At 53.1% G+C, this 22,222-nt stretch carries 17 protein-coding genes and 3 tRNA genes; 8 read left to right on the forward strand and 12 right to left on the reverse strand.

What is annotated here, in order from left to right; all coding sequences use genetic code 11:
- Window positions 1-7: 7 nt before the first annotated feature.
- Window positions 8-565, reverse strand: a complete 558-nt coding sequence (gene rsmD, locus ACTOVJ_RS01555; protein ID WP_449503277.1) for a 16S rRNA (guanine(966)-N(2))-methyltransferase RsmD — start codon at window positions 563-565, stop codon at window positions 8-10.
- Window positions 566-570: 5 nt separating this feature from the next.
- Window positions 571-2,760, reverse strand: coding sequence for an ATP-dependent DNA helicase RecG (locus tag ACTOVJ_RS01560; RefSeq protein WP_449504605.1), 2,190 nt, complete (start codon window positions 2,758-2,760; stop codon window positions 571-573).
- Between the two features lie 205 nt (window positions 2,761-2,965).
- Here ACTOVJ_RS01560 and rpmB point away from each other — a divergent pair, with 205 nt between their 5' ends.
- Window positions 2,966-3,157, forward strand: coding sequence for a 50S ribosomal protein L28 (gene rpmB, locus ACTOVJ_RS01565; RefSeq protein WP_278013363.1), 192 nt, complete (start codon window positions 2,966-2,968; stop codon window positions 3,155-3,157).
- A gap of 185 nt (window positions 3,158-3,342) precedes the next feature.
- Here the strand turns inward: rpmB and ACTOVJ_RS01570 are convergent, their stop codons facing one another.
- The 3 genes from ACTOVJ_RS01570 to ACTOVJ_RS01580 form a co-directional block, all read right to left on the reverse strand.
- Window positions 3,343-5,874 carry a GDSL-type esterase/lipase family protein gene (locus ACTOVJ_RS01570; protein WP_449503940.1) on the reverse strand — a complete coding sequence of 844 codons (2,532 nt, stop codon included), beginning with the start codon at window positions 5,872-5,874 and terminating at the stop codon, window positions 3,343-3,345.
- Window positions 5,875-6,188: 314 nt separating this feature from the next.
- Window positions 6,189-7,166, reverse strand: coding sequence for a thiamine-phosphate kinase (thiL, locus tag ACTOVJ_RS01575; RefSeq protein ID WP_449503939.1), 978 nt, complete (start codon window positions 7,164-7,166; stop codon window positions 6,189-6,191).
- Window positions 7,167-7,184: 18 nt separating this feature from the next.
- Complete coding sequence (locus ACTOVJ_RS01580) at window positions 7,185-8,294, reverse strand: D-alanine--D-alanine ligase family protein (protein ID WP_449503938.1); 1,110 nt, start codon at window positions 8,292-8,294, stop codon at window positions 7,185-7,187.
- A gap of 100 nt (window positions 8,295-8,394) precedes the next feature.
- On the opposite strand from ACTOVJ_RS01580, the gene ACTOVJ_RS01585 reads away from it, so the two are divergent.
- Window positions 8,395-9,021 (forward strand): AMIN-like domain-containing (lipo)protein, encoded by a 627-nt coding sequence (locus tag ACTOVJ_RS01585; RefSeq protein ID WP_449501078.1) that lies wholly within the window; start codon window positions 8,395-8,397, stop codon window positions 9,019-9,021.
- 83 nt (window positions 9,022-9,104) lie between these two features.
- Here the strand turns inward: ACTOVJ_RS01585 and ACTOVJ_RS01590 are convergent, their stop codons facing one another.
- Window positions 9,105-9,923 (reverse strand): lysophospholipid acyltransferase family protein, encoded by an 819-nt coding sequence (locus tag ACTOVJ_RS01590; protein ID WP_449503937.1) that lies wholly within the window; start codon window positions 9,921-9,923, stop codon window positions 9,105-9,107.
- A 4-nt stretch (window positions 9,924-9,927) separates the two neighbouring features.
- Entirely contained in the window at window positions 9,928-11,247 is a 1,320-nt protein-coding gene (gene murA, locus ACTOVJ_RS01595; protein ID WP_449501080.1) for a UDP-N-acetylglucosamine 1-carboxyvinyltransferase, read from the reverse strand.
- A gap of 178 nt (window positions 11,248-11,425) precedes the next feature.
- On the opposite strand from murA, the gene ACTOVJ_RS01600 reads away from it, so the two are divergent.
- From ACTOVJ_RS01600 to ACTOVJ_RS01615, 4 genes are all read left to right on the forward strand, one after another.
- Window positions 11,426-12,151, forward strand: coding sequence for an IclR family transcriptional regulator (locus tag ACTOVJ_RS01600; RefSeq protein ID WP_449504606.1), 726 nt, complete (start codon window positions 11,426-11,428; stop codon window positions 12,149-12,151).
- A 16-nt stretch (window positions 12,152-12,167) separates the two neighbouring features.
- Window positions 12,168-13,301 (forward strand): glycosyltransferase family 4 protein, encoded by a 1,134-nt coding sequence (locus ACTOVJ_RS01605; protein ID WP_449503271.1) that lies wholly within the window; start codon window positions 12,168-12,170, stop codon window positions 13,299-13,301.
- Window positions 13,302-13,388: 87 nt separating this feature from the next.
- A complete protein-coding gene (locus ACTOVJ_RS01610) occupies window positions 13,389-15,392 on the forward strand; it encodes a M3 family metallopeptidase (RefSeq protein ID WP_449501083.1) in 2,004 nt (667 codons plus the stop codon).
- 287 nt (window positions 15,393-15,679) lie between these two features.
- Complete coding sequence (locus tag ACTOVJ_RS01615; protein ID WP_449501084.1) at window positions 15,680-17,074, forward strand: NAD-dependent succinate-semialdehyde dehydrogenase; 1,395 nt, start codon at window positions 15,680-15,682, stop codon at window positions 17,072-17,074.
- Window positions 17,075-17,189: 115 nt separating this feature from the next.
- Here ACTOVJ_RS01615 and ACTOVJ_RS01620 read toward each other — a convergent pair.
- From ACTOVJ_RS01620 to gltX, 4 genes are all read right to left on the reverse strand, one after another.
- Window positions 17,190-17,262, reverse strand: a tRNA-Glu gene (locus tag ACTOVJ_RS01620).
- A 39-nt stretch (window positions 17,263-17,301) separates the two neighbouring features.
- Window positions 17,302-17,374 (reverse strand) — tRNA-Glu (locus ACTOVJ_RS01625).
- A 39-nt stretch (window positions 17,375-17,413) separates the two neighbouring features.
- Window positions 17,414-17,485 (reverse strand) — tRNA-Gln (locus tag ACTOVJ_RS01630).
- Between the two features lie 188 nt (window positions 17,486-17,673).
- The gene (gltX, locus tag ACTOVJ_RS01635; RefSeq protein ID WP_449501085.1) at window positions 17,674-19,173 is read right to left on the reverse strand and encodes a glutamate--tRNA ligase; all 1,500 of its coding nucleotides are present in this window, start codon (window positions 19,171-19,173) and stop codon (window positions 17,674-17,676) included.
- Window positions 19,174-19,326: 153 nt separating this feature from the next.
- Here gltX and ACTOVJ_RS01640 point away from each other — a divergent pair, with 153 nt between their 5' ends.
- Window positions 19,327-20,487 (forward strand): MalY/PatB family protein, encoded by a 1,161-nt coding sequence (locus ACTOVJ_RS01640; protein ID WP_449503935.1) that lies wholly within the window; start codon window positions 19,327-19,329, stop codon window positions 20,485-20,487.
- A gap of 49 nt (window positions 20,488-20,536) precedes the next feature.
- Here ACTOVJ_RS01640 and ACTOVJ_RS01645 read toward each other — a convergent pair whose 3' ends face one another.
- A complete protein-coding gene (locus tag ACTOVJ_RS01645) occupies window positions 20,537-21,268 on the reverse strand; it encodes a fumarylacetoacetate hydrolase family protein (protein WP_449501087.1) in 732 nt (243 codons plus the stop codon).
- 37 nt (window positions 21,269-21,305) lie between these two features.
- On the opposite strand from ACTOVJ_RS01645, the gene ACTOVJ_RS01650 reads away from it, so the two are divergent.
- Window positions 21,306-22,208: a hypothetical protein gene (locus ACTOVJ_RS01650; RefSeq protein WP_449501088.1), complete on the forward strand. Its 903-nt coding sequence runs from the start codon at window positions 21,306-21,308 to the stop codon at window positions 22,206-22,208.
- Window positions 22,209-22,222 lie beyond the last annotated feature (14 nt).

Here is a 22,222-nt window from a genome sequence, read left to right on the forward strand (position 1 = left end):
CGCTATTCTACGCATCCACTTCCGCAGCAGCGGCACTCCACACGCATGTATCACCCCACGTGCGCTGGTCATTGAGTTCATATCCTTCTGGCCAGCTTGGCTCAGGGCTTCGTTTGGATCGTTCGACGACGATGAGAGCATCCGACACAAGATGCGCTGCGAGCAAGTGAAGAACAAGTGCGAGTTCCTCTTCACCGACGTCGTAGGGAGGATCAAGTACAGCAAGATCGAACTCAATGCCGTGAAGACTACTGAGATAAGAAACAGCACTCTGTTTCACAACGCTGACGTTCAGACCGGTTGCACGGGCATTGGCCTGAATAATTTTCGCAGCCGCAGGATTCGATTCCACCAAGACAACGCTCCCTGCTCCGCGCGACGCAGCTTCAAGACCGATTGCACCAGAACCTGCATACAGATCGAGCACGCGACATCCTTCCACATAGCCGCGATGAACTAAGCGTGAAAAGAGCGCTTCGCGCACTTTTTCGGAGGTGGGTCTTGTGCCAGACTTGGGAACTTGAAGAATTCTCCCCTTCGCGCTACCTGCGACAATTCGGGTCATTTCTCCTATCCTTTCTCAATGTAGTCGGCATGGGCACTCGCCACAGCAGTTGCTAATGCAGGTTCAGTGATGAGATGAGGATCACTACTCACAAGCTCAACGGCTGCCCGACGCGCGGTCTCAATAATACTGGCATCTCGCGAAACACTCAGGAAACGTAGTGTTGATGTCGTCCCTGATTGTCTCGATCCCAATACGTCTCCCTCACTACGCAGCTCAAGGTCAACGTTCGCCAATTGAAAACCGTCAGTTGTTCCAGCGAATGCTTCCAGACGTTCGTAAGCGAGTGTTCCCGGCGCACTACTGTGAACAGCGAGACATAGTCCGAGTTTCTGACCTCGCCCAATACGCCCACGCAACTGGTGGAGTTGAGCCAAACCAAAGCGATCGGCGTCGAGAATTACCATCATTGTGGCTGTCGGGACGTCCACTCCGACTTCGATCACCGTAGTTGCAACAAGTAACGGAGATCGTCCATCGATGAAATCAGCCATCGCGGTATCTTTTTCATCGGCGCTCATTCTCCCGTGAATCGCCCTCATCGCGACACCATTCAAAGCTGGGTTCTGAGCAAGATCAGCCATTGTCCGTTCAACTGATGCAAGCGACACACTGTTCCCAAAAAGATCCTCGGCTGGTTCGAAATCGTCCTCGCTGTCGTCGGCGCTGATACGTGGGCATACCACGAAAACGCGTCCACCAGCATCGATTTCTTCGCGGGCTCGTTGCCATACGCGTTCCATCCACACGCGGTTCGACGACGCAACAAGATTCGTTACCACTCCTGCACGTCCGCTTGGAACCTGGCGGAGAACCGAAACATCCAAATCTCCAAAAGTGGTCATCGCGATTGTGCGTGGAATTGGTGTGGCTGTCATTACGAGCATGTGCACACCCCGGGCGAGTGCATCACGCTGATCGACACCGAATCGGTGTTGCTCATCAACAACCACGCAACCGAGAAAAGGAATATGAATATGTTCCTGGAGCAGGGCATGAGTACCAACAACGATCCCTGCCGCACCAGAGGCGATATTTGCCAATGTCACACGACGTTCCCTGGCACTGAGTGACCCGACGAGGTATTCGAGCTGAACAGCATGGTCGGGTGCCATAAGTTGTCCGCCTAATGCCAAATCTCCCAAGAGTGTCCGTAATGTCTGAAGATGCTGCGCTGCCAGAACTTCCGTCGGAGCTAGGAGAACCCCTTGCCGTCCGGCATCGACTGCCTGAAGCAACGCACGCAACGCCACAACCGTTTTTCCTGCGCCGACATCGCCTTGAAGTAACCGCCGCATTGGCACAGTTGAGGCAAGATCGCGGGCAATTTCCTCACCGACTTCAATCTGACCTTCTGTAAGCGGCCAAGGAAGTCGCGTGTCAAAGTCAGCCAGCACTCCACCGTCGCTACGTGGCATTGCGACAGCTGCTGTTTCTTCTGTTGCAACGCGACGAGTGGCGAGGACTGATTGGAGAACAAATGCTTCCTCGTGACGCATACGTTCCATCGCAATGTTCCACTCCTCGTCATTTTGCGGCGTGTGCGCATTCCGTAGCGCATCAAATTTTGTAGGAAGTTGGTAGAGGGTGCGGTACGATGCCGGTAGTGGGTCAGGAATGTCTTCTGGCGTGATCTGTGGCAACACAACCTGTACTGCTTTGGCAATCTTCCACGATGGGAGCGAAGCCGAGGCGTGATAAATCGGGATCGGGCGGGCAATAGCGTCCGGATTGAAATCTCCTTCGTCGTCGAGGAGTTCGTAATCGGGGTGATTGAGCTGGAGTGCTCCACGATAGATAGAGATTGTTCCTGAAAAAACCGCGACTGTTCCAGGCTGTAGCCGTGATTCATGGAACTTGAGTGGACGAGGATTCTTCGCAAAGAAAGTCAATAATAGATCTCGCATTCCATCGGAGATCACAACGTTTAGGAGAAAACCACGTCGGGCATTCATCGGCCGCAGAGTGGAATTCATCACTGACCCAATGACGGTTACCGACTGTCCCTCACTCACGCGTTCAATGCTCATGAGTTGGCCACGATGGGCGAGTCGAAATGGAATATGGAGAAGGAGATCAGCAACAGTAATAATGTTAAGCTTTTCAAACGCTGACGCAGTTTTCTTTCCAAGAAAACGCTCGAGAGAGCGCCCGAGAGGTTCGCGCTGTTCGGCACGCGTTGCAGCAACCATCATCCTCTTCTCCCCTGATCGTTCTGAAGTCAGACTATCATTGACCCCAATTTAGACAGTGAAAGAAACCGCCATAGCCCGCCTCTCAAGTGCGTTATGCCACGGTGACACAAATTGCACCACAGCTTACTTTTGGGCTACTCTGGCTTAGTTGCCAATATTGGTAAGCGGAGAAATCCGTAAGTGAAGCTAAACGAAGGAGATAACCGTGGCCTCTGTATGTGACGTCTGCGGCAAGGGCCCGGGCTTCGGCAAGAGCGTCTCGCACTCCCACAGGCGCATCAACCGTCGCTGGAACCCAAATATTCAGCGCATCCGTGCGCTTGTTAAGGGAACGCCTAAGCGCCTGAATGTGTGCACCTCCTGCCTTAAGGCCGGCAAGGTGACTCGCAACATCTGATCGCGACAAATTGGCCCCTGCTCATGCAGGGGCCTTTTGATACCCAAAAACTGTATGCTGTGCAACTCAATATTCAACACGTGGTGGGCGTGAGCAAGATTTTCTTGCTCACGCCCACCACGTTGCGTTAGTTCAGGGCGGAGGTGTTCGTGTGTGACGTTAAAATCGCCGTCGCCACTTCCCTATCAGCTTTTCTTGCGCATACGGAACGCGAAAGCGACTGCCAGACCGCCGAACGTGAGGAAAGACATCACATATCCAGCTTGCGCGAAAGCAGTGCTACCGGTGAGCGAAAGCTCAGCATCTGTGGAATTTCCAGATGTCTTATCGACTCTGTCAGTCTGCCTTTGAGGAGCAGGAGACATCGGTTGTTCTGCTGCCTTTCCGCCGTCGCGATTCGGCAGTACATCGAACGTGACCTGAAAATCTCCCGTATGAGTCTTCACAGCCAGAGTGTGCCTCCCTATTGGGAAGTTTGCAGGAACTGTCCACAGTCCCGCCACGAGCCCACGAGCATTCGCCGTCATCGAACCAAGCTCAAGTGGTGTCGAATGGATCTCGAGGGATACTTTTTCTTGCGGTTGCAGCCCTTTCACTCCGTATGCAAGAACGTCACCACGACGAACTTTCGTGTCCTTGAGAAGGATATGAACCCGTTGTGTCGTGCCGTCTGCTTGAGGAGCCACGGAAGCCTCACCATTCGGTTGTCCCGGCTGTGCTGGAGTCAGAGGTGTCAATGGAACAGCCTCCCACGAGTCCTCAGCCTTCGCTGAGGAAATCGCAATCTCCACAGTACTCATTGCTTGTTTACCGTATGCATCGGTCACTCGGAGGCTGATTGTTTTCTTTCCTACCTCCTGCGCCTTGAAGCCTTGTAGCGGATTGGCACCAATCGTTCCGTCAGCGGAGCTGGCGTGCTCGTATGTTCCGTCCCCGTCAAGATCCCATTCGTAACGGACAATAGCGCCCTCTTCGGCATAAGATCCCGAACCGTCAAGAATAATGCTCTCTCCGACGCTCACCTGCTTCGGTGCCGAAATAAACGCATTTGGTGGGGCAACAATCAACGGCTTCAACGTCTTCGCTTGAGTAACGTGTCCACCGGTGTGCATAGCAAGTTGAGTGAGCTCTTTACTTGTTTTTTCTCCTGGTTCAATAACAAGGATTTCTGCCGAATCAGCACCAAACGCAGCAATTTCAAGGTCTTCCCACGAGGGATCGTCTTTACTGGGAGCCGGATCTGTTGTCCCCAGAAGAACCACGATCTTTCGCGCATCTTTACGCCAGTTTTGTGTCAACGCATCCTTAAGAGCACTACGCAACGTCGAGGCCGTCGTCAGTGTTTTCCCATGGGTGACGGCGTCGAGCTTTGCCGTCAACGAAGCGACAGTGGTGTCGAATGTCAGCTGCCCAGTGGCTACTTTTGTATCTCCCAGCGGCGCTTCCGACGTTTTCTCTATGGCATCTTTACGAGCTTCGGTATTGTCGGGAGCTGATTTTCCACTCACACGTGGCTCGGTAGTGCCATTTTTCTCTGTCCTCGAAGAAACAAGAATCTCAGAACCGTCAGTGACGTCATTTTTTGCGCTCGCCAGGTATGTCATGAGAGCAGCTCGCACAGTTTTACCGTGTTGTCCGGCACGAGTAGTCGCCTCAGCGAAAATTCGCCGAATTTGTTTGGTTGCGTCCCCAAGCCACGCGTGTTGTGTGAGGGAGTTGTCAACGACGAACACCAGATCAATATCCTGTGCTTCATTACGTGCAGTTCGAACAGATTTCGGAATTCCGATTGTTTTGCCCAAAAGGTTGGCAATCTCGGTATGCCCAATAATATTCGGGTGATACCAGTTAGCGACCTCAGTGATGGACTGGACTGACTCGGTTCTCCCGTCAGCACCGATTTTCCCCTCGGTCTCAAAAAATTCGTTAATCCAACGGTAAGGATTCTGAGCTGATACTTCGGGATCTGGTTCATGCCCGTCAAAGTGATTCTCAACTGCTACATACGACGCATGGAGTTTGTTGTGAGAATTTGCATTCCATTTCTCCACCAAATCGCGTTGGGCAATTGTTGCTTTCTTCCCCAGTTCGCGCGTGTGAAACGCCGCCGGATACGGGGTGCCCCACAGCCAGGGCTGAATAACGTAGTCCGATTCTTTCGAGAGAAGCGGATACCCCACAAGCACAATTTCTGCACCGTGTTTTATACGTTCTTGTAACGCATAAAGAATTTTTTCGGTCTGTGCAATCACTTGCGGAATCTGCTTGTCAGCAGATTCTATTGACTTCTGACACGTGCTGATACTACGAATTCCAATCGCAAAGCAGTTCGTGACAATACTCGTGAAATCGACGTCATTTCCTCCGACCGTCAACATCACGACGTCGGAATTGGGATCCACCTCTGGGATCTGCTTTTTGAGCACATCGTCGGTGGTGGCTCCTGAAAATGAATAGTTGCGCACAATAGAGTGAACACCCTGTTCATTTAGCCAACGCGCATAGCTGTGACCCCAATTATGTGCAGACCGGTAGAGCTTTTGCGGCCCGTAATATCCTCCCGCACCATTACCGGACGTGTAGGAATCACCGACAAGGGAGATCGTCAGATATCGACCTTGGTCATCTGCCGTAGCCAACGGTGTCGCTATCCCTATACTGACCACTAATGCAAAAAACGTCACGATGACACGACGAAGCATTTTCAACGAATGCATCTACTTTGACCTCATTTATTTCATAAACATGTAAATATCTCTTGGAGATTTGGCTGACAATAGGCTCGTTAACAGGCATATGACGAGCAGAGCCACGTTATCCCGGTTCACTTTATGGCACATAGTTGCCATTGTTCAAAGGAGACAAGAGGTCAGACTCTTGAATGTTTCGTGCGTTTTCCTCTACACATCAGGGCACTTTCATTCACATGGCCTGTTGATGCGTCACCAACCTCACCGCCATGTGGATTACACTCCGGAAAAGAAAACCAGTATGGCGGACACCAAGGTCTGAGGCAGGACACCAGTTAAAATCAGGCGTGATCTTCGAAGTGATCCCAGCCGCCGTCACCGTCAAATGGAACACCCGCGACTGTTACCCGTCCACCCAACGCCGCACCTCGCACTGAACCGATGCGGATAAATCCCTCAGGAATCGCACCACCATTCGCAACTGTGCCAACGAAACCATGGTCTTCACCGCCTGTGTATGCCCACACGCTCCGGTCAGCACTCAGCCGTCCCGCTGCAACTGCTATCGGACCAACTAACCGTGTGATCGTCTGGTGATCAATATCTACCCAAACACCCGAGGCATCCGCCATCCGACCCACATCTTTTATTAAGCCGTCAGAGACGTCCATGAGCGAGTGGAGTGCTCCTGAGTGAGCAGCACGAAGTGCAAGAGTAAGCGGTGGTTTCGGAACGAGGAAATCGTCGATCATTGTCGAAATTTTCGGATTCTCATCCTCTCGCGTGTACCCCGCAGTCAATAACTCATAGCCGGCTCGGCTATGTCCAAGATTTCCTGCGAACACGAGCTGGTCTTCAAGCTGCATTCCGCATCGACGCAAAGGGACACGTCCTTCCATATCCCCCAAAACAGTGACTGACACGGTGACCACGTCAGAGACAACCATATCGCCCCCGTCGATCCCGACTTCAAGCGGCGCACAGGCTTCAGCCATACCTCGGGCAAAATCTTCCACCCATTCCACTTCCGTGTCCCGTGGGAGTGCCAGGCCAACGATCAGTGACCGTGGACGTGCTCCCATCGCCACAGCGTCGGCGAGATTCTGCATTGCGCTCCGCGCGCCGACGTCGTAGCCAGTGGACCAGTCACGACGGAAATGCACCCCCTCAACCAATAAGTCAACGGAAAGCGTGGTCGCTCCTGTCAGCGAAAAAACAGCACTGTCGTCACCACTGGGCACACTGGCACAGGGTGAGACAGTCAGGAGTGGACGCAGACGCGAGATTAACGCGTCCTCACTCATGGAAGAAATTTTCATATGCTCAACATTGCGCAATCAGCGCAGTCCAATTGGACGTTCAAGCGCCAGCTCAATGAGATGATCAACAAGCTGTGGGTAGGTCAGTCCTTCTTTCTGCCACAACGCTGGGTACATTGAGAAAGGCGTAAAACCAGGCATCGTATTGAGCTCGTTGACCACCACGCTGCCATCTGGGCACAAGAACATGTCCACGCGGGTCAACCCTTCGCACGAGAATGCCTCGAAAGTGCGCAACGCAGTGTCACGAAGCCGCTGACATTCATCAGCAGTCACATCTGCAGGAATCTGATTCGTGAGCACATCAGTTGCAACATACTTATGCGCAAAATCGTAGAATTCGCCTTCCGGGACGTCTAAGAGAACTTCTCCCACTCCTGACGCCATTGCAGGTTTTCCACCAAGTCCGCCAAGCACAGCACACTCAATTTCACGGCCGTTGATACCTTGCTCGACAAGAACGCGTGGGTCAATAGTGGCAGCGTTCGCAATAGCAGCATCAATCTCCGCCATAGTGTTCACTTTCGTCATGCCGAGTGAGGAGCCAGCGCGTGCAGGCTTGACAAAGAGAGGGAACTTGAGCTGCGAGATTTCGTCGAGGACTTCTTGGCGATGTTTCTTCCACCGTGCATGCGAAACATAAACATACGGGCCAACAGCAAGACCCGCATGTTCAAGCAATTGCTTCATGTAGACCTTATCCATGCCCGCCGCCGAAGCGAAGACACCCGAGCCGACGTAGGAAAGGCCTGCCATCTCAAGTAACCCTTGGAGAGTGCCATCTTCGCCGAATGGTCCGTGAATGAGAGGGAAAACAACGTCAACTGAACCGAGTTCACGAACATGACCAGTTTCGCTGTTGCGAGCCAGTATGGGCTGGGTTCCATCGCCCGGACAAATAATAATTCGCTCAGGGGATGGAGCAACCTCAGCTGTAGCATCACCGAGCTGCAACTTGTCCGGATCAGTTTCCCCGGGCACCCACGTCCCGTCGCGACGAATACCGATTGATACAATGTCATATTTTTCTGGATCCATTGCCGCCATAACGGCCCCCGCTGTCGCGCACGAAATCGGATGTTCACCCGTGCGTCCGCCATAAATCACTGCAACTGAGATTTTACGCATAGGGTTATTCTAGCGCGGTCATTTCTCCACGACTTGAGGAGCCGACGATTAGTCAGCCGCGGTACAGTGGGATGAACGATATCTTCGCGAAGGAGAAACAATGAAGAAGCTTCTTGCCCTAGGCATGATCGCAACGGTTGCAATGGCCGGGTGTACAGCAACCCCTGGAACGTCCTCGTCGACGTCGGCGCCGTCAGCAATGTCGAACAGCGCACCTTCCACGCATTCCCCTGCTAGCTCCACTGAGGCAGGATCGGCTAGCTCGGCACCGGCCCCCCAGTTGACCGGTTTCACTGAAGATGCCACTCATTCACACAACACCAAGGATTACTCCGCACAAGCACTACCAATCAAAGTTCGTGTCGGTTCTCACCCCGACAAAGGCTTCGACAGAGTTGTGGTGGAGTATTCCAAGGCGAAGGCTCCAGTTCAGTGGAGCGCCGAGTGGACTGCACACCCGACTGAAGAAGGATCAGGTTTTCCGGTTGATTTGCGCGGAAATATCACACTCGAAGTATTTGGCTTTGGAATTCGCTCCCCCAAGGCACTCGAGCACGTAGAAGACCTTCAGACTGTTATTCCTTCGGGATCCGTTATTAGCGAAGTGAAAGTTAATGGAGGATTTGAAGGATCGCACCAAATCTACATTGGCTCAGATAAGAAACGCCCATATAAAGTCTCGTGGCTAGATTCTCCTGCCCGGCTAGTCATCGATATTGCACGCTAAATTTGAGGTGTTGTGCGTGCGGATCGCGCGCACAACACCTCAACATTCACGGCGCTGTCGCACCCGCTATACGCTCGCACACACTATACGTTGGGAACTGGAGCCTCAAAATCAGGAAGCTCTTCTCGCAGACCTTGAGTGCCAGCAGTTGCCGTATGTGGATCGCCGTCACGCTTTTTATCCCAGCGAAGCTCACGTGGCTCAGTGGTGTATCCCAGGGAATTCACCCTACGCAACGGGACGAGAAGCTTTTCGATCGCACGCATCAACCGCTCGGTGGCAGATTTCACGTCTTCATGCGTCGACTCTTGAGTCACTCCTAGTTTGATTGGGTCACCAAAAACCACCGTTGATGGCGAACGCAGACGCCGCCAACTGAATTTCAGGCTCCAAGGCTCAAGGATTCGTTCTGTTCCCCAGTGAGCAGCCGGAACAACGGTGGTATTCGGAACCAATCCGCTGAGACGCGCTATCCCCGTCTTTCCTGTTATCGGCCACTTTTGGGGATCAACACTCATCATCCCTTCAGGGAAAACCACCAAGCACCCATCATTTTCGAGAGCCTGTTTCATACCTACGAGTGCATCACCTGCGTGTCCCGTCGAACGATACACAGGAACTGTGCCGACAGCCTTCAGAACAGACTTAAAAATCGGCACTTTGAAGTACTCGTCTGCCGATACCCAAATCGGCATTCTTCCTGCTTCCACCACTGCGATTCCCATAAGAACCACGTCGAAATAATCAGTGTGATTAGGAGCAATAATCACCGGACCCGTCGCAGGAATCTTCTCGATGCCCACCACAGTGGGACGAGAAATAATCGCTCGAACGACACGCGCGACCGGCACAGCTACGCGCATAATCCATGGTGATCCCTGAGGAACGGTGAAGAAACCCATAGGTTCACTCCACGCGTTCGACGTTCGCATTCAGTGCTTCGAGCTTCGTCATGAAGTGTTCGTAACCGCGATTGATAATGTCAATACCCGATACGCGAGAAGTCCCCTGCGCCGCGAGCGCAGCAATCAGATGCGAGAAGCCGCCACGCAGATCTGGGACAGTAATGTCAGCGGCGCTCAGAGAGGTTGGACCTTGAATTACTGCCGAATGGTAGAAGTTTGAAACTCCGAATCGGCAACGCTTTCCACCCAAGCATTCGCGATAGACCTGAATGTGAGCGCCCATTTGGTTCAGTGCATCTGTGAACCCGAATCTGTTTTCGTACACGGTCTCGTGAACGATGGAGACACCGGTTGCTTGGGTGAGCGCAACAACCATCGGCTGTTGCCAGTCAGTCATAAAACCTGGGTGAACGTCAGTTTCGAGAGCTGCCGAATGCAGTTCCCCTCCCGGATGCCAGAAACGGATGCCATCATCGAGTACCTCGAATTGACCACCGATCTTGCGGTAGATGTTCAAGAAGTTCATCATCGGCGCTTGTTCAGCACCACGGACAGTGATGTCTCCGTGAGTGGCAAGAGCCGCAGCTGCCCAGGATCCAGCTTCAATGCGATCAGCAAGTGCCGTATGCGTATAGCCGTGGAGGGTGGACACGCCTTCAATATGGATTGTGCGGTCTGTGTCCACTGTGATGAGCGCACCCATCTTTTGAAGCACAGCGATGAGGTCCATAATTTCTGGCTCCACTGCTGCGCCTGAGAGCTCAGTAATGCCTTCAGCGCGAACAGCCGCCATAAGGGTCTGCTCAGTCGCACCAACGGATGGGTAAGGTAAGTGAACTTTCTTTGCCGCGAGGCCAGAAGGTGCCTGCAGATGCAATCCGAGGGCCTGAGGATCGCGTCGAGCACCAAAATCTTCAAGGACTGCCAGATGGAAATCCACTGGGCGGTCACCAATATGGCAACCACCAAGATCGGGAATAAACGCTTCCCCCAATGCATGAAGGAGCGGCCCGGCAAAAAGAATCGGGATACGCGAAGAACCGGCAAGGCGGTCTACTTCCATCGGATCAGGCAGATGGATCTTTCCTGGAGTAATGGTCACAACGCCGGCTTCTTGGTTGAACTCGACTTCGGCACCGTGGGCACGGAGAAGATCAGAGACGACGTCCACGTCGCGGATCTGCGGCACGTTCTTCAAGACCGACGTTTCTTCCGTCAGTAGCGCAGCAACCATTGCCTTTGAGACGAAGTTCTTCGCCCCTCGAACAGTGATTTCACCAGTGAGCGGTGTGCCGCCCGTAACTTTCAGTACACCCGACATTCATTTCTCCTTGTCAGCTCAACGCACACAGTTTATTACAGAAATAGAAAAGAGTATGGCATGTTTGCCACCAGCGTGACCTGCCCGTTCTGTCGAGTACCAATCCCGCTAACTTTGCCTGACACAAACCACGATGTGAAACCTTGATTCTCGAAAAATGAGATGGCAAGATCGAGGCATGAAAAGTACGGATGGAAGCGGCGTTGGCGTCCTCGACAAAGCCGTTGCGGTTCTCACTGCACTGGAAAATGGCCCCCTGGCGCTTGCTGGCCTAGTCGCAGCAACTGGTCTCGCACGCCCAACAGTTCACCGGCTCGCTGTCGCACTAGAATTTCACCGCCTCTTGGCACGCGATTCCTCCGGTTCGTTCGTCCTCGGCCCGCGTTTGGCAGAGTTATCCAAGGCAGCTGGCGAAGATCACCTTTTGGCAGCAGCGAACCCGATTCTCGTCGCCCTTCGTGATCACACAGGCGAATCCGCCCAGCTTTACAAGCGCCAAGGAGATATGCGTGTGTGCGTAGCCAGTGCTGAACATAGCATCGGGTTGCGCGATTCGATTCCGGTGGGTGCAACCTTTTCCATGTATGCAGGGTCGGCAGCGCAGGTGTTACTCGCGTGGGAAGACCCCGAACAACTTCACCAAGGCTTGAACGGAGCAAAATTCACAGCCACCGTACTTTCCGCCGTTCGCCGACGTGGGTGGGCCCAGTCGGTAGGAGAACGCGAGGCGGGCGTCGCTTCGATTTCCGCCCCGGTACGCTCAAGCAATGGAAACGTCATCGCAGCGGTGTCGATTTCAGGCTCGACAGAGCGCATGGGTCAGCAACCCGGCAGACTTCACGCAGGGGCAGTAGTGAGCGCCGCGAATCGCCTCACACAGATTCTCGCGCGTGCACAGATGTGATCGTTAGGCTAGAGGTATGAAGAAAACGCTCCTTGTCACCAATGACTTTCCGCCGCGGGCTGGCGGGATCCAGACTTTCCTGGAAGGTTTTGCTTCCCAGCTGGATCCCCAACAGCTCGTTGTCTATGCCTCAACTCCGCCGTCGGGAGCCAAACACGCAGCACAATACGATGCCACACTGCCCTACCACGTGGTTCGCTATCCTAAAACGCTGATGTTGCCGTCCCCCTCGGTCCGTCGCCACTTGCAGACGCTGATCCGTGAGTACGACGTTGCCAACGTTTGGTTTGGCGCCGCGGCTCCCTTGGGAATCATGGCCAACACAGCCCGCAAAGCTGGAGCAACGAAAATCATCTCCACTACCCACGGACATGAAATCGGCTGGTCGATGCTCCCGTGCACACGTCAGATTCTGCGCAAAGTTTTTGCCGACGCCGACGTGGTTACCTACCTCACCGACGCAACATTACGCCATTTAGCTCCCTTCATTGGCTCAACCCCTACAATGCAGTTACACGGAGCAATTGATCCTCAAGTGTTTTCTTTCGATCCTCAAGGCCGTGAAACTCTACGGGCGCGGTATGGGATCGCGCAGCACACGCCTGTTGTTGTCTGTATCTCTCGACTCGTGCCGAGAAAAGGACAAGATATCCTTATTGATGCGTGGCCATCGGTCGTCGACCAATTCCCCGGAACAAAACTCGTCATCGTCGGCAAAGGACCTTACGGCGATTCTCTCCGCACACGTGCAAATGCCTCGCCAGCACACTCGGATATCATCTTGACCGGAGAAATTCCCTTCACCGAACTACCCGCTCACTATTCGATGGCCGATATCTTCGCGATGCCTGCACGCACGCGCGGCGGCGGCTTGGATATCGAGGGACTTGGAATTGTTTATCTCGAAGCCTATGCCGCCGGACGCCCAGTAGTAGCGGGAGATTCTGGGGGCGCGCCAGAAGCTGTGATCGATGGAGAGACTGGGATTGTGACGAACGGTCGTAGTGCCGACGCCGTCGCCGCCAGTATTCGATTCCTCTTGGAGAATCCTGCACGTGCACGATCAATGGGAAATCGCGGCCGCGAGTGGGTTGAAGAGAAGTGGACGTGGCGCACAGTAGCTCAGCCGCTGATTGACTTACTTAGTTAAAGAGTAACCTCCGACGAATAGTTCGCGGCGCACATGCGATCTCACGGGGTGAAAATTCATTTCCTGGGAACGAGTAGAATGGCGCACATGAACACATTGATGCAACCTTCTTCTCTACCCTACGGTGTGCCTGATTGGCAAGCATATTCGCCAGATGATTTTTTACCCGCGATGGAAGCCGCGATGGCAGCGGAACGGAAACAGTGGGATGCAATCGCGGCGGACCCTTCCCCAGCCACCGTAGCCAATACTCTTGAAGCAATCGAAGACGCTGGGCGTGAAACTGATCGGATCTCCTCAATCATCTTCACGTATTTTTCCTCAATTGGTGGAGATACCTACGCCCCCATTGAAGCTGAGCTTGGACCAAAACTCACCGAGCACGAGAACGCTTTCTATTTCAATAAGGCGCTATACCAACGGTTGGCGTCACTTGATGTTTCGGGCGAGGACGAAGAAGTGCAAACCTGGTTTGCCGACACGCTTAAAGCGTTCCGTATGCATGGAGTGGAATTAGAAGGCGAAAGTGCACAACGCCTGCAGGAAATCGATCAAGAGCTCTCTTCGGCAACGATCGAATTCGGGCATTGCGTTGTGCAAGCGATGACGGATAATGCGCTCATCATTGATGACGTTACTGAACTCGAAGGAGCTTCAGCATCTGAGCTTGAGCATTGGCGTCAAGACAACGGCACGTATCGTATCCCTCTGACAAATTTCACATCGCAACCGCCTTTGGCTACGCTAGCCCGGCATGAGACACGTCGAAAATTGCATGAGGCGTCGCTGAGCCGCGGTCTTGGAGCACACCCGTCGTCGGATTCTCGGGCTTTGGTGAAGAAGATCGTCTCATTGCGTGCTGAACGCGCTGCACTACTCGGTTTCCCCCACCACGCGGAAGTAGTAGCCCAACGCGAGATGGCAGGATCTTCAGAAAAAATCATGGAGCTTCTCGACTCCGTCATAGAAAAGGCCATGGAAGCGGTGGAAACCGAGAGCCAGAAGTTACGCGCGATGGCACATGCTGATGGTCTTGACGAATTCACTGCGGCAGACTGGCCCTACTACGCAGAAAAATTGCGTGCACGTCTAGGACTCGACGATGACGCGATGCGTCCGTATTTTCTGCTGGAAAATGTGGTGGAAAAGGGCGTATTTTTTGCTGCTCAGCAGCTGTACGGCATCACATTTATTCCACGTCCCGATATCGCTGGTTATGTCCCGACGATGTTGACTTGGGAAGTCAAGGACGAAGATGGTCATGGAATTGGCTTGTTCCAAGCTGACTACTATCGCCGCCCAGGGAAGAAGGGCGGAGCGTGGATGCACTCTGTGGTGTTAAACTCAGCTCATGATGGCACTCAACCAGTCATTCTGAACAACACTAACTTTCCTGAGCCAAAGGATGGCGAACCGTTGCTCTTAACCTGGGATAACGTCATCACTCTCTTCCACGAATTTGGCCACGCACTTCACGGTTTGCTCTCAAATGTCACCTATCGAGGACGCTCAGGAACACATGTTCCTCGCGATTTCGTAGAGATGCCCTCGCAGCTAAACGAAATGTGGGCATGGGATCCACAGGTTCTGTCAAATTATGCTCGGCACTACAAGACCGATGAACCTCTGCCACAGGAGCTGATCGACGCACTCGTGTCCGCTAGGACATTTGGCGAAGACTACGCCACCAGTGAGCTCACTGCTGCGATGATCTTGGATCAGGAGTGGCATCGACTCTCACCCGATGCGATTCCAGAGGATGTCGATGCCTTCGAGCAATCGGCACTCGCTTCCCACGGCATCGATTTTGTGCCACCCCGTTATCGCAGTGCGTACTTTGCTCACACTTTCTCGGGTGGATACGACGCCGGCTACTACTCCTACCTATGGGCCGATGTGCTGGTTGCTGAGGTTCAAAAGTGGTGGGCTGAGCAAGGCGAGGATCGCGGGTTCAATCGCACCGTCGGCCGTCGCTACGTCGATGAGCTACTTTCACGTGGTTCCTCACGCCCTGTCATGGAGTCGTTCTTGTCACTCGTTGGTCATGAACCGGATTCCACGGCTCTCCTCGAACGTCGAGGACTTGCCTAAGGTGAAACCCATCATGCGGGCGGATGACGTTGCCTGGCATGTCGTGCAGAAATACTGACTTTCCTTAACGACATCAGGTTTGACCGCATCCGCCCGCTCTATCTCCTCACACTCTTGATATCTGTGCAACGAAAACACTCGTCCACGAAGAAGTAGGACTTAAGTTCGCTATGGACGTAGGACTATTTGCCCATAACGCCGGATCCAGGTGCTATGCTTGAAGAAATCCGGCAATGAAGTCGGTCACAGTTTCTTATCGCAACGGCGCGATAAGTGAGGAGTTAACAATGACATACGCAACCACGAACCCGTTTACAGGAAAAGTTGAAGCAGAGTTTCCAACTGCAACCCGCGAAGATGTTGAAACAGCCATCACGAAAGCTGATGACACCTTCCAGGAATGGAAGAATCGCCCAATCTCCGAGCGCGTAAAAGTACTCGCAAAAGCTGCTGAGATCCTGAAAGAGGAACGCCACGAGTACGCGAAAGTTCTCACCACCGAGATGGGCAAACTGATCGGTGAGGCTGAACTTGAGGTTGACTTGTGCGTCGGAATGCTTGAGTACTACGTCAAGAAAGGCGAGGAACTTCTCGCTCCAGAAGTCATCCCTGCAAAAGGATTTGCCGATGGCGAAGTGAAAGCATACTTCGAGCCGCTTGGAGTGATCTACGCAGTTGAGCCGTGGAACTTCCCCTACTACCAAGTGATTCGTATCGGCGCTCCGCAATTTACAGCTGGCAACACAATCGTCCTCAAGCACGCCTCGATCGTTCCACAATCAGCTTTGAAGATGGAAGAGCTCTTCCGTCGTGCTGGCGCGCCAGAAGGTTTGCTGGTGAATATCTTCGCCTCGCACGATGCAACCGAGCAAATTCTCTCCGACCCACGCGTGCGTGGCGTCGCCTTGACCGGCTCGGAGCCCGCAGGCGCTGCTGTGTCCGCGACAGCATCGAAGTACGTCAAGAAGTCCACTCTGGAACTGGGTGGTGCTGATGCATTCATTGTTCTGGATGACGCCGACGTCGAGAAGGCAGCAAAGTGGGCAGCCTTCGGGCGCCATTGGAACGGCGGACAGGTGTGCTGCTCGTCGAAGCGACTCATCGTCGTCGACTCACTCTACGAGCGTTTCCTTGAGGCATACCGCGATGAAGTGACAAAGTTCGTGCTGGGAGACCCGATGGATCCTGCGACAACTCTCGCACCACTATCGTCAGCCTCAGCTGTAGACGGGCTGAAGAAGCAAGTCGAAGAGGCCAAGGCACGCGACGGCGTAACGATTGAAGAGTTCGATTTCGAGATGCCTGAAACTGGTAACTTCTTTGCACCAATCCTCATGACAGATATTCCTGCCGGTTCGGAGACCTCACGTGAAGAGTTTTTCGGTCCAGTCACCCAGCTTTACCGAGTCAAGGATGAGGCTGAAGCGATCGAGGTAGCCAATGCATCACCGTTCGGTTTGGGTGGTTCTGTGTTCACGGCAGATAAGGAACGTTTCACCAATGTTGCTCGCAAGCTCGATACAGGCATGGTCTATTGGAACCAGCCCACAGGCGTGAAGGCAGATGTACCATTTGGTGGCACGAAGTTGTCCGGTTTTGGCCGCGAATTGATCGAATGGGGCTTGAAGGAGTTCGTCAATCAGAAGGTTGTCGTTGAGACAAAGCTTGATGGTTCCTTCTGATGTTGTGTTGAGTTTAGACACTTGCAATTAGTGGTGGTAGGGAAAGATAACTGTTTCCCTACCACCACTAAAGAGAAAGAAAGGATCCGATCGATTGATCGGATCCTTTCACTTGTACCCCGTACCGGATTTGAACCGGTGTTACCGCCGTGAGAGGGCGACGTCCTAGGCCGCTAGACGAACGGGGCCTTGTTTATTTATTTGACATTAGAATTGCTTCTAATTCGTACCCCGTACCGGATTTGAACCGGTGTTACCGCCGTGAGAGGGCGACGTCCTAGGCCGCTAGACGAACGGGGCCTTGCGAATAATCGCTTGAGATAGCTATCAGCTATTTCGCTGGGGTACCAGGACTCGAACCTAGACTAAATGAACCAGAATCACTCGTGCTGCCAATTACACCATACCCCAATATGGCGCGGGCTCTTTCCGAACCACAACGAAAATATAATAGCCAGATTTTATCCAATGAAGCAAATCTAGATTGAGTGAGCGTCCTCACGCAATAGCCAAGGACAATACCCAGCCCTCGCGACACTTGAACGCCAACAGGGGGTGAAGACAAGAGCTTTTCTTGTCTTCACCCCCTGTTGGACGTATCAGAACGTGGCGATGAAACGTTCAATACGCTTGATCGTTTCATCCTTACCGAGAATGGCCATCGAATCAACTACGGGGATTGACACGTTGGTTCCGGTCATCGCAACAAACAGAGGAGCGTATGCGAAACGTGGCTTAATTTCCATTGCTTCGACAACCTTCTCATCAAAGGCCGCTTTGATTGTTTCGGGCGTGAATTCCTCAAGCTCACCAAACACCTGCGATGCTTTCATAAGAACGTCCGGCGTGAAATCCTTGAGTTTGCCGACTGCCTTCTCGTTGTATTCGAGTTCATCGGCCCCTGCGAAGAGGAACCCCATCAGTGCTGGAGCTTCACCGAGGAGCTGGATACGGGTCTGAACAAGCGGCGCAGCGGCATCGAGGTAGGCGCGTTCGGTATCAGAAAGTAGATCGTAATCCTCATTCGACAGCGCACCGGCTTTGAAAAGGAAAGGAACGAGACGAACGGCAAGATCAGCCGGATCGAGCATACGGATATGCTCAGCATTGATGGCTACACATTTCTTATCATCGAAACGTGCTGGGTTGGGATTGACATCGTGGATGTCAAACTTTTCCACGAGCTGAGCCTGAGAAAAGACATCCTGATCTGCGGAGAACGACCACCCCAGAAGCGACAAGTAATTGAGCAATCCCTCAGGAATCATGCCACGTTCACGGTGAAGCAAAAGATTCGATTCTGGGTCACGCTTGGAGAGCTTCTTGTTTCCCTCCCCCATCACGTAAGGCAGGTGCCCGAAGTACGGTGTCCACTTGGCAATTCCAAGTTCGATCAAGGCACGATAGAGAACCAGCTGACGTGGCGTCGACGAAAGAATATCTTCGCCACGAAGAACGTGGGTGATCTCCATCATCGCATCGTCGATCGGGTTGGTCAGCGTGTATAGAGGATCGCCGTTACCACGAACAATCACATAGTCTGGCACAGAGCCAGCCTTGAACGTGATCTCTCCACGAACTAAATCGTTGAAGGTCAAATCTTCATCAGGCATACGAATACGCAACACTGGCTGGCGACCTTCTTCACGGAACGCAGCCTTTTGTTCTTCAGTCAGATCACGATCGAAACCGTCATATCCAAGCTTCGGATCTTCTCCCTTGGCTCGATGGCGGTCTTCAATTTCCTGTGGCGTGGAAAAAGATTCGTAGGCGTACCCCGCTTCAAGGAGTTTAGCGGCCACATCTTTGTAGATATCCATGCGCTCACTTTGGCGGTACGGCGGATGCGGGCCACCCACTTCCACGCCCTCATCCCAATCCAGATTCAGCCAACGAAGAGAATCAAGAATCTGGTCATAGGACTCTTGGGAATCGCGTGCAGCATCAGTGTCCTCAATACGGAACACAAAAGTGCCGCCGACGTGACGGGCATAAGCCCAGTTGAAAAGACAGGTACGCACCATGCCGACATGCGGTGTGCCGGTGGGCGACGGACAAAAACGAACGCGGACTGTATCCGCAGGAGGCATAGTAGTCATAGTGTTCCTATTCTAGTCCCCTCTTGACGCCGGCGGCAGTCGAACGTCCTGAGCAAGAAGTGGCCCACAGCACTTTCACTGCCGACACAATCATGTGAACATTGCTCCGCGCTTTTCGCGGTGGCCAGCCCCACAGTGGACTATGCTCCATATATGGGATTTGATTCTACTCTCGATGACCTTCGCTCCTCTGGCTCAGTCAAGTGGGCCAACCCACAACGCCCATTCCAATTGTGGCGAGCAGAGATGGATTTCGGTACTGCTCCTCAGATCCAACATGCAATCTGTCAATATCTTACTGGCCCCGGAGTGGGCTATTTGGAACCGTATCAACTCGAGGGTCTGCGTGAAGCAACCACCAGTTTCGTCGCACGCAACGGACTTACAGTAGATCCGACATCCGTGAGAATCGCCCCTGATGTGGTCACTATCGTCGGCAAGCTCATCACTTTGCTTTCTCGACCTGGCGAACGCATCCTCGTTTTCACACCTGGTTACAAAGGTTTCCGCCATCTCATACCTCGCACGGGCAGGAAGATGGTCGAGATCCCGCTTGTCGATGACGATGGGAAAATAACTTTTAACCTTACTGCTCTCGAAGAAGAGCTCACAATCGGCGCAGCAATGCTCCTCCTGGTCAACCCTGCCAATCCCACCGGACGCGTCTATACAGCCGAAGAACTCGCCTCCTTAGACGCACTTCTTGAACGTTTTCCGCACACACGCGTCATCGCCGACGAAATACATTCCCCTTTCGTCATGGAGGGGACACATATCCCCTACGCCACCGTGTCGGAAAACTCTGCTCGCCAGTCGATCACTACGACGTCGGCATCGAAAGGGTGGAATCTTGCTGGTTTCAAAGCAGCACAAGTAATCTTTACAAACGCAAACGATCTCACTACGTTAGCGCCTGCTTTCGATGCCGGTGAGCTAGCGGTCTCCACGCTCGGTATTGTGGCACAAACAGTTGCTTACAACGAATGCTGGGATTGGCAACGACGCGCCTTGGAAGTCATCCGAACCAACCGCGATAAACTTGCCGCACGTGCAGCGACATGGCCAGGTGTCAGATTAACCCCAATGGAAGCGACATACATCGCCTGGCTTAACTTTTCAGGCGCGCAGTCACTCGGACTTTTCCCCTCAGATGTCGATGCAGCGACACACCTCGAAAAGTTTGGACTCGCATTAACTCCAGGTTCCGAGCAAGGCCCCGGCTTAGATCATTTTGTCCGGATGATGATTGCTGTACCGCCAGCCGTATTCGACGAAGTCATCAAACCTATCGAAGCAGCTCTCAAACTCCGCTAACGGGGTGGCACATCATCAATGATGTGCCACCCCGTTAGCGGGCGTACTTTTACGCAACAGGATTTCGCAGAGTACCAATTCCCTCGATCGTCAGGTGAATATCGTCGCCAGCTTTCACGGGAACAAGTTCACCTGGATGACCAAGCAAGATAACGTCGCCAGGAAGAAGCGTGAAGATCTTTGACATACGAGAAACAATCTCCCCCGCTGACTGCGTGAAATCCGCGGTATTTCCACTGGCTCGAACCTCGCCGTTCACTTCTACAGTGATGTCACATCCAGACGGATCCAGCGCAGTTTCGATGACCGGCCCCAGCGGCAACGAGGTATCAAAGCCTTTCGCCTCAGTGAGCTGTCCTTTCGCCAGTGCACCTTCGTCGGTGGCGTCAATGGCTGCGGTATAACCGAAAATCACATCTTGGGCACGCTCAGGTTCAATGTCTTTGCAAATACGCTTAATGACAACTGCCAGCGAACCGGCGACTGCTACAGAAGTTGACCAGGCGGGGATGGTAATCGGCACATCCGGCCCAACCACTGCGGTGTTCGGCTTGAGGAAGACAAGACCATCAGCGTCTTGGCCGAAGTTCCCTGCAACGCCCACAACTTTTGAGCGTGGAATCATCGGAGATACCAAGTTTGCTTCCTGCTGACGAACAGTTTTTCCCGTCTGCTCAATACCCGAATAAATCGGATCACCGGCGATGATGTGATAGTTACCTGTGTCGTCAGCCACACCAAAACGTGGACCGGATTCAAGTGAAAGTCGCGCAATCTTCATGTACTCACTTTAGGACAAAACCTGACACACTTGTTTCATGATTGTGCTGGAAGAAGAACAGTGGTGGCCGCGCGTCGTTGCGCACCGTGAAGCTGCAGAAAGCCGAACACAAGCCCGCCTCGAGCGTCAAAGCACCCACGTCCCCAACGCGATGGAAGATTTTCTCTATGAGTACTTTCCGCTGCGCCCCGGCAGGTTCTCCGTGTGGCACCCAGGAATTTGCAACGACGGTGGTATCGGACTCAGACGTCCCCTCCAACCCAAAGCACTCGCGTGGTGGGAGAAACGCTCATCTAATCGCTGGTACGTAAGGGATAACGACGTCGTCGTTCTTTCACCTAGTTACTTTGAGGAGCGCGCGAAGGGGCTAACCTTCCAAGCTCAGCTTCAACAAAAACTTCTCAAACGTGAACCCCATTTTTCATGTTTTGGATGGCACGAATGGGCGATGGTCTATCACGCTCCTCACCTGCGCCATCAACTCCCTCTTCGGCTCGGGCAAGAAGAAACCCACCGAGTCGTGGAAAAGGCACATATCCGATGCACTCACTTTGACGCCTTTCAGTTTTTTCAACCAGATGCCAGACCACTCAATGCCACTGAACCAACCTATGAAACAGTGATGAATAACGAGCAACCTGGCTGCATTCACGTCACAATGGATTTACTGCGGGTATGTCTGCAATTCCCTCATATCTTCCCAAGCGAGTGGACCATTGAGGCGTACGATGTTGCGCTAGCCGCACGTCGAATTGACCAAGCTGCAAGCCCCTACGATTCTCGCTCAATCGGCATCGAACCTATTCCGGTGGAAACCCCGCAAGGCCGGGCTCAATACGTTGTTGCTCAGCGCGAAGCATACACAAATGGGAGTGCACTCCGGAAAAAGATAGCCGATGTCCTCACAAATGCGGTAGCGCTCAACGCGCCACGCTCTTAAAGTTGGCATTACCT

This window comes from Arcanobacterium sp. (ex Cirak et al. 2026) (assembly GCF_053585065.1).

Coding starts and splice junctions, on each gene's coding strand:
- rsmD (WP_449503277.1), bottom strand. CDS start 565: ATGACCCGAATTGTCGCAGGTAGCGCGAAGGGGAGAATTCTTCAAGTT.
- ACTOVJ_RS01560 (WP_449504605.1), bottom strand. CDS start 2,760: ATGATGGTTGCTGCAACGCGTGCCGAACAGCGCGAACCTCTCGGGCGC.
- ACTOVJ_RS01570 (WP_449503940.1), bottom strand. CDS start 5,874: ATGCATTCGTTGAAAATGCTTCGTCGTGTCATCGTGACGTTTTTTGCA.
- thiL (WP_449503939.1), bottom strand. CDS start 7,166: ATGAAAATTTCTTCCATGAGTGAGGACGCGTTAATCTCGCGTCTGCGT.
- ACTOVJ_RS01580 (WP_449503938.1), bottom strand. CDS start 8,294: ATGCGTAAAATCTCAGTTGCAGTGATTTATGGCGGACGCACGGGTGAA.
- ACTOVJ_RS01585 (WP_449501078.1), top strand. CDS start 8,395: ATGAAGAAGCTTCTTGCCCTAGGCATGATCGCAACGGTTGCAATGGCC.
- ACTOVJ_RS01590 (WP_449503937.1), bottom strand. CDS start 9,923: ATGGGTTTCTTCACCGTTCCTCAGGGATCACCATGGATTATGCGCGTA.
- murA (WP_449501080.1), bottom strand. CDS start 11,247: ATGTCGGGTGTACTGAAAGTTACGGGCGGCACACCGCTCACTGGTGAA.
- ACTOVJ_RS01600 (WP_449504606.1), top strand. CDS start 11,426: ATGAAAAGTACGGATGGAAGCGGCGTTGGCGTCCTCGACAAAGCCGTT.
- ACTOVJ_RS01605 (WP_449503271.1), top strand. CDS start 12,168: ATGAAGAAAACGCTCCTTGTCACCAATGACTTTCCGCCGCGGGCTGGC.
- ACTOVJ_RS01610 (WP_449501083.1), top strand. CDS start 13,389: ATGAACACATTGATGCAACCTTCTTCTCTACCCTACGGTGTGCCTGAT.
- ACTOVJ_RS01615 (WP_449501084.1), top strand. CDS start 15,680: ATGACATACGCAACCACGAACCCGTTTACAGGAAAAGTTGAAGCAGAG.
- gltX (WP_449501085.1), bottom strand. CDS start 19,173: ATGACTACTATGCCTCCTGCGGATACAGTCCGCGTTCGTTTTTGTCCG.
- ACTOVJ_RS01640 (WP_449503935.1), top strand. CDS start 19,327: ATGGGATTTGATTCTACTCTCGATGACCTTCGCTCCTCTGGCTCAGTC.
- ACTOVJ_RS01645 (WP_449501087.1), bottom strand. CDS start 21,268: ATGAAGATTGCGCGACTTTCACTTGAATCCGGTCCACGTTTTGGTGTG.
- ACTOVJ_RS01650 (WP_449501088.1), top strand. CDS start 21,306: ATGATTGTGCTGGAAGAAGAACAGTGGTGGCCGCGCGTCGTTGCGCAC.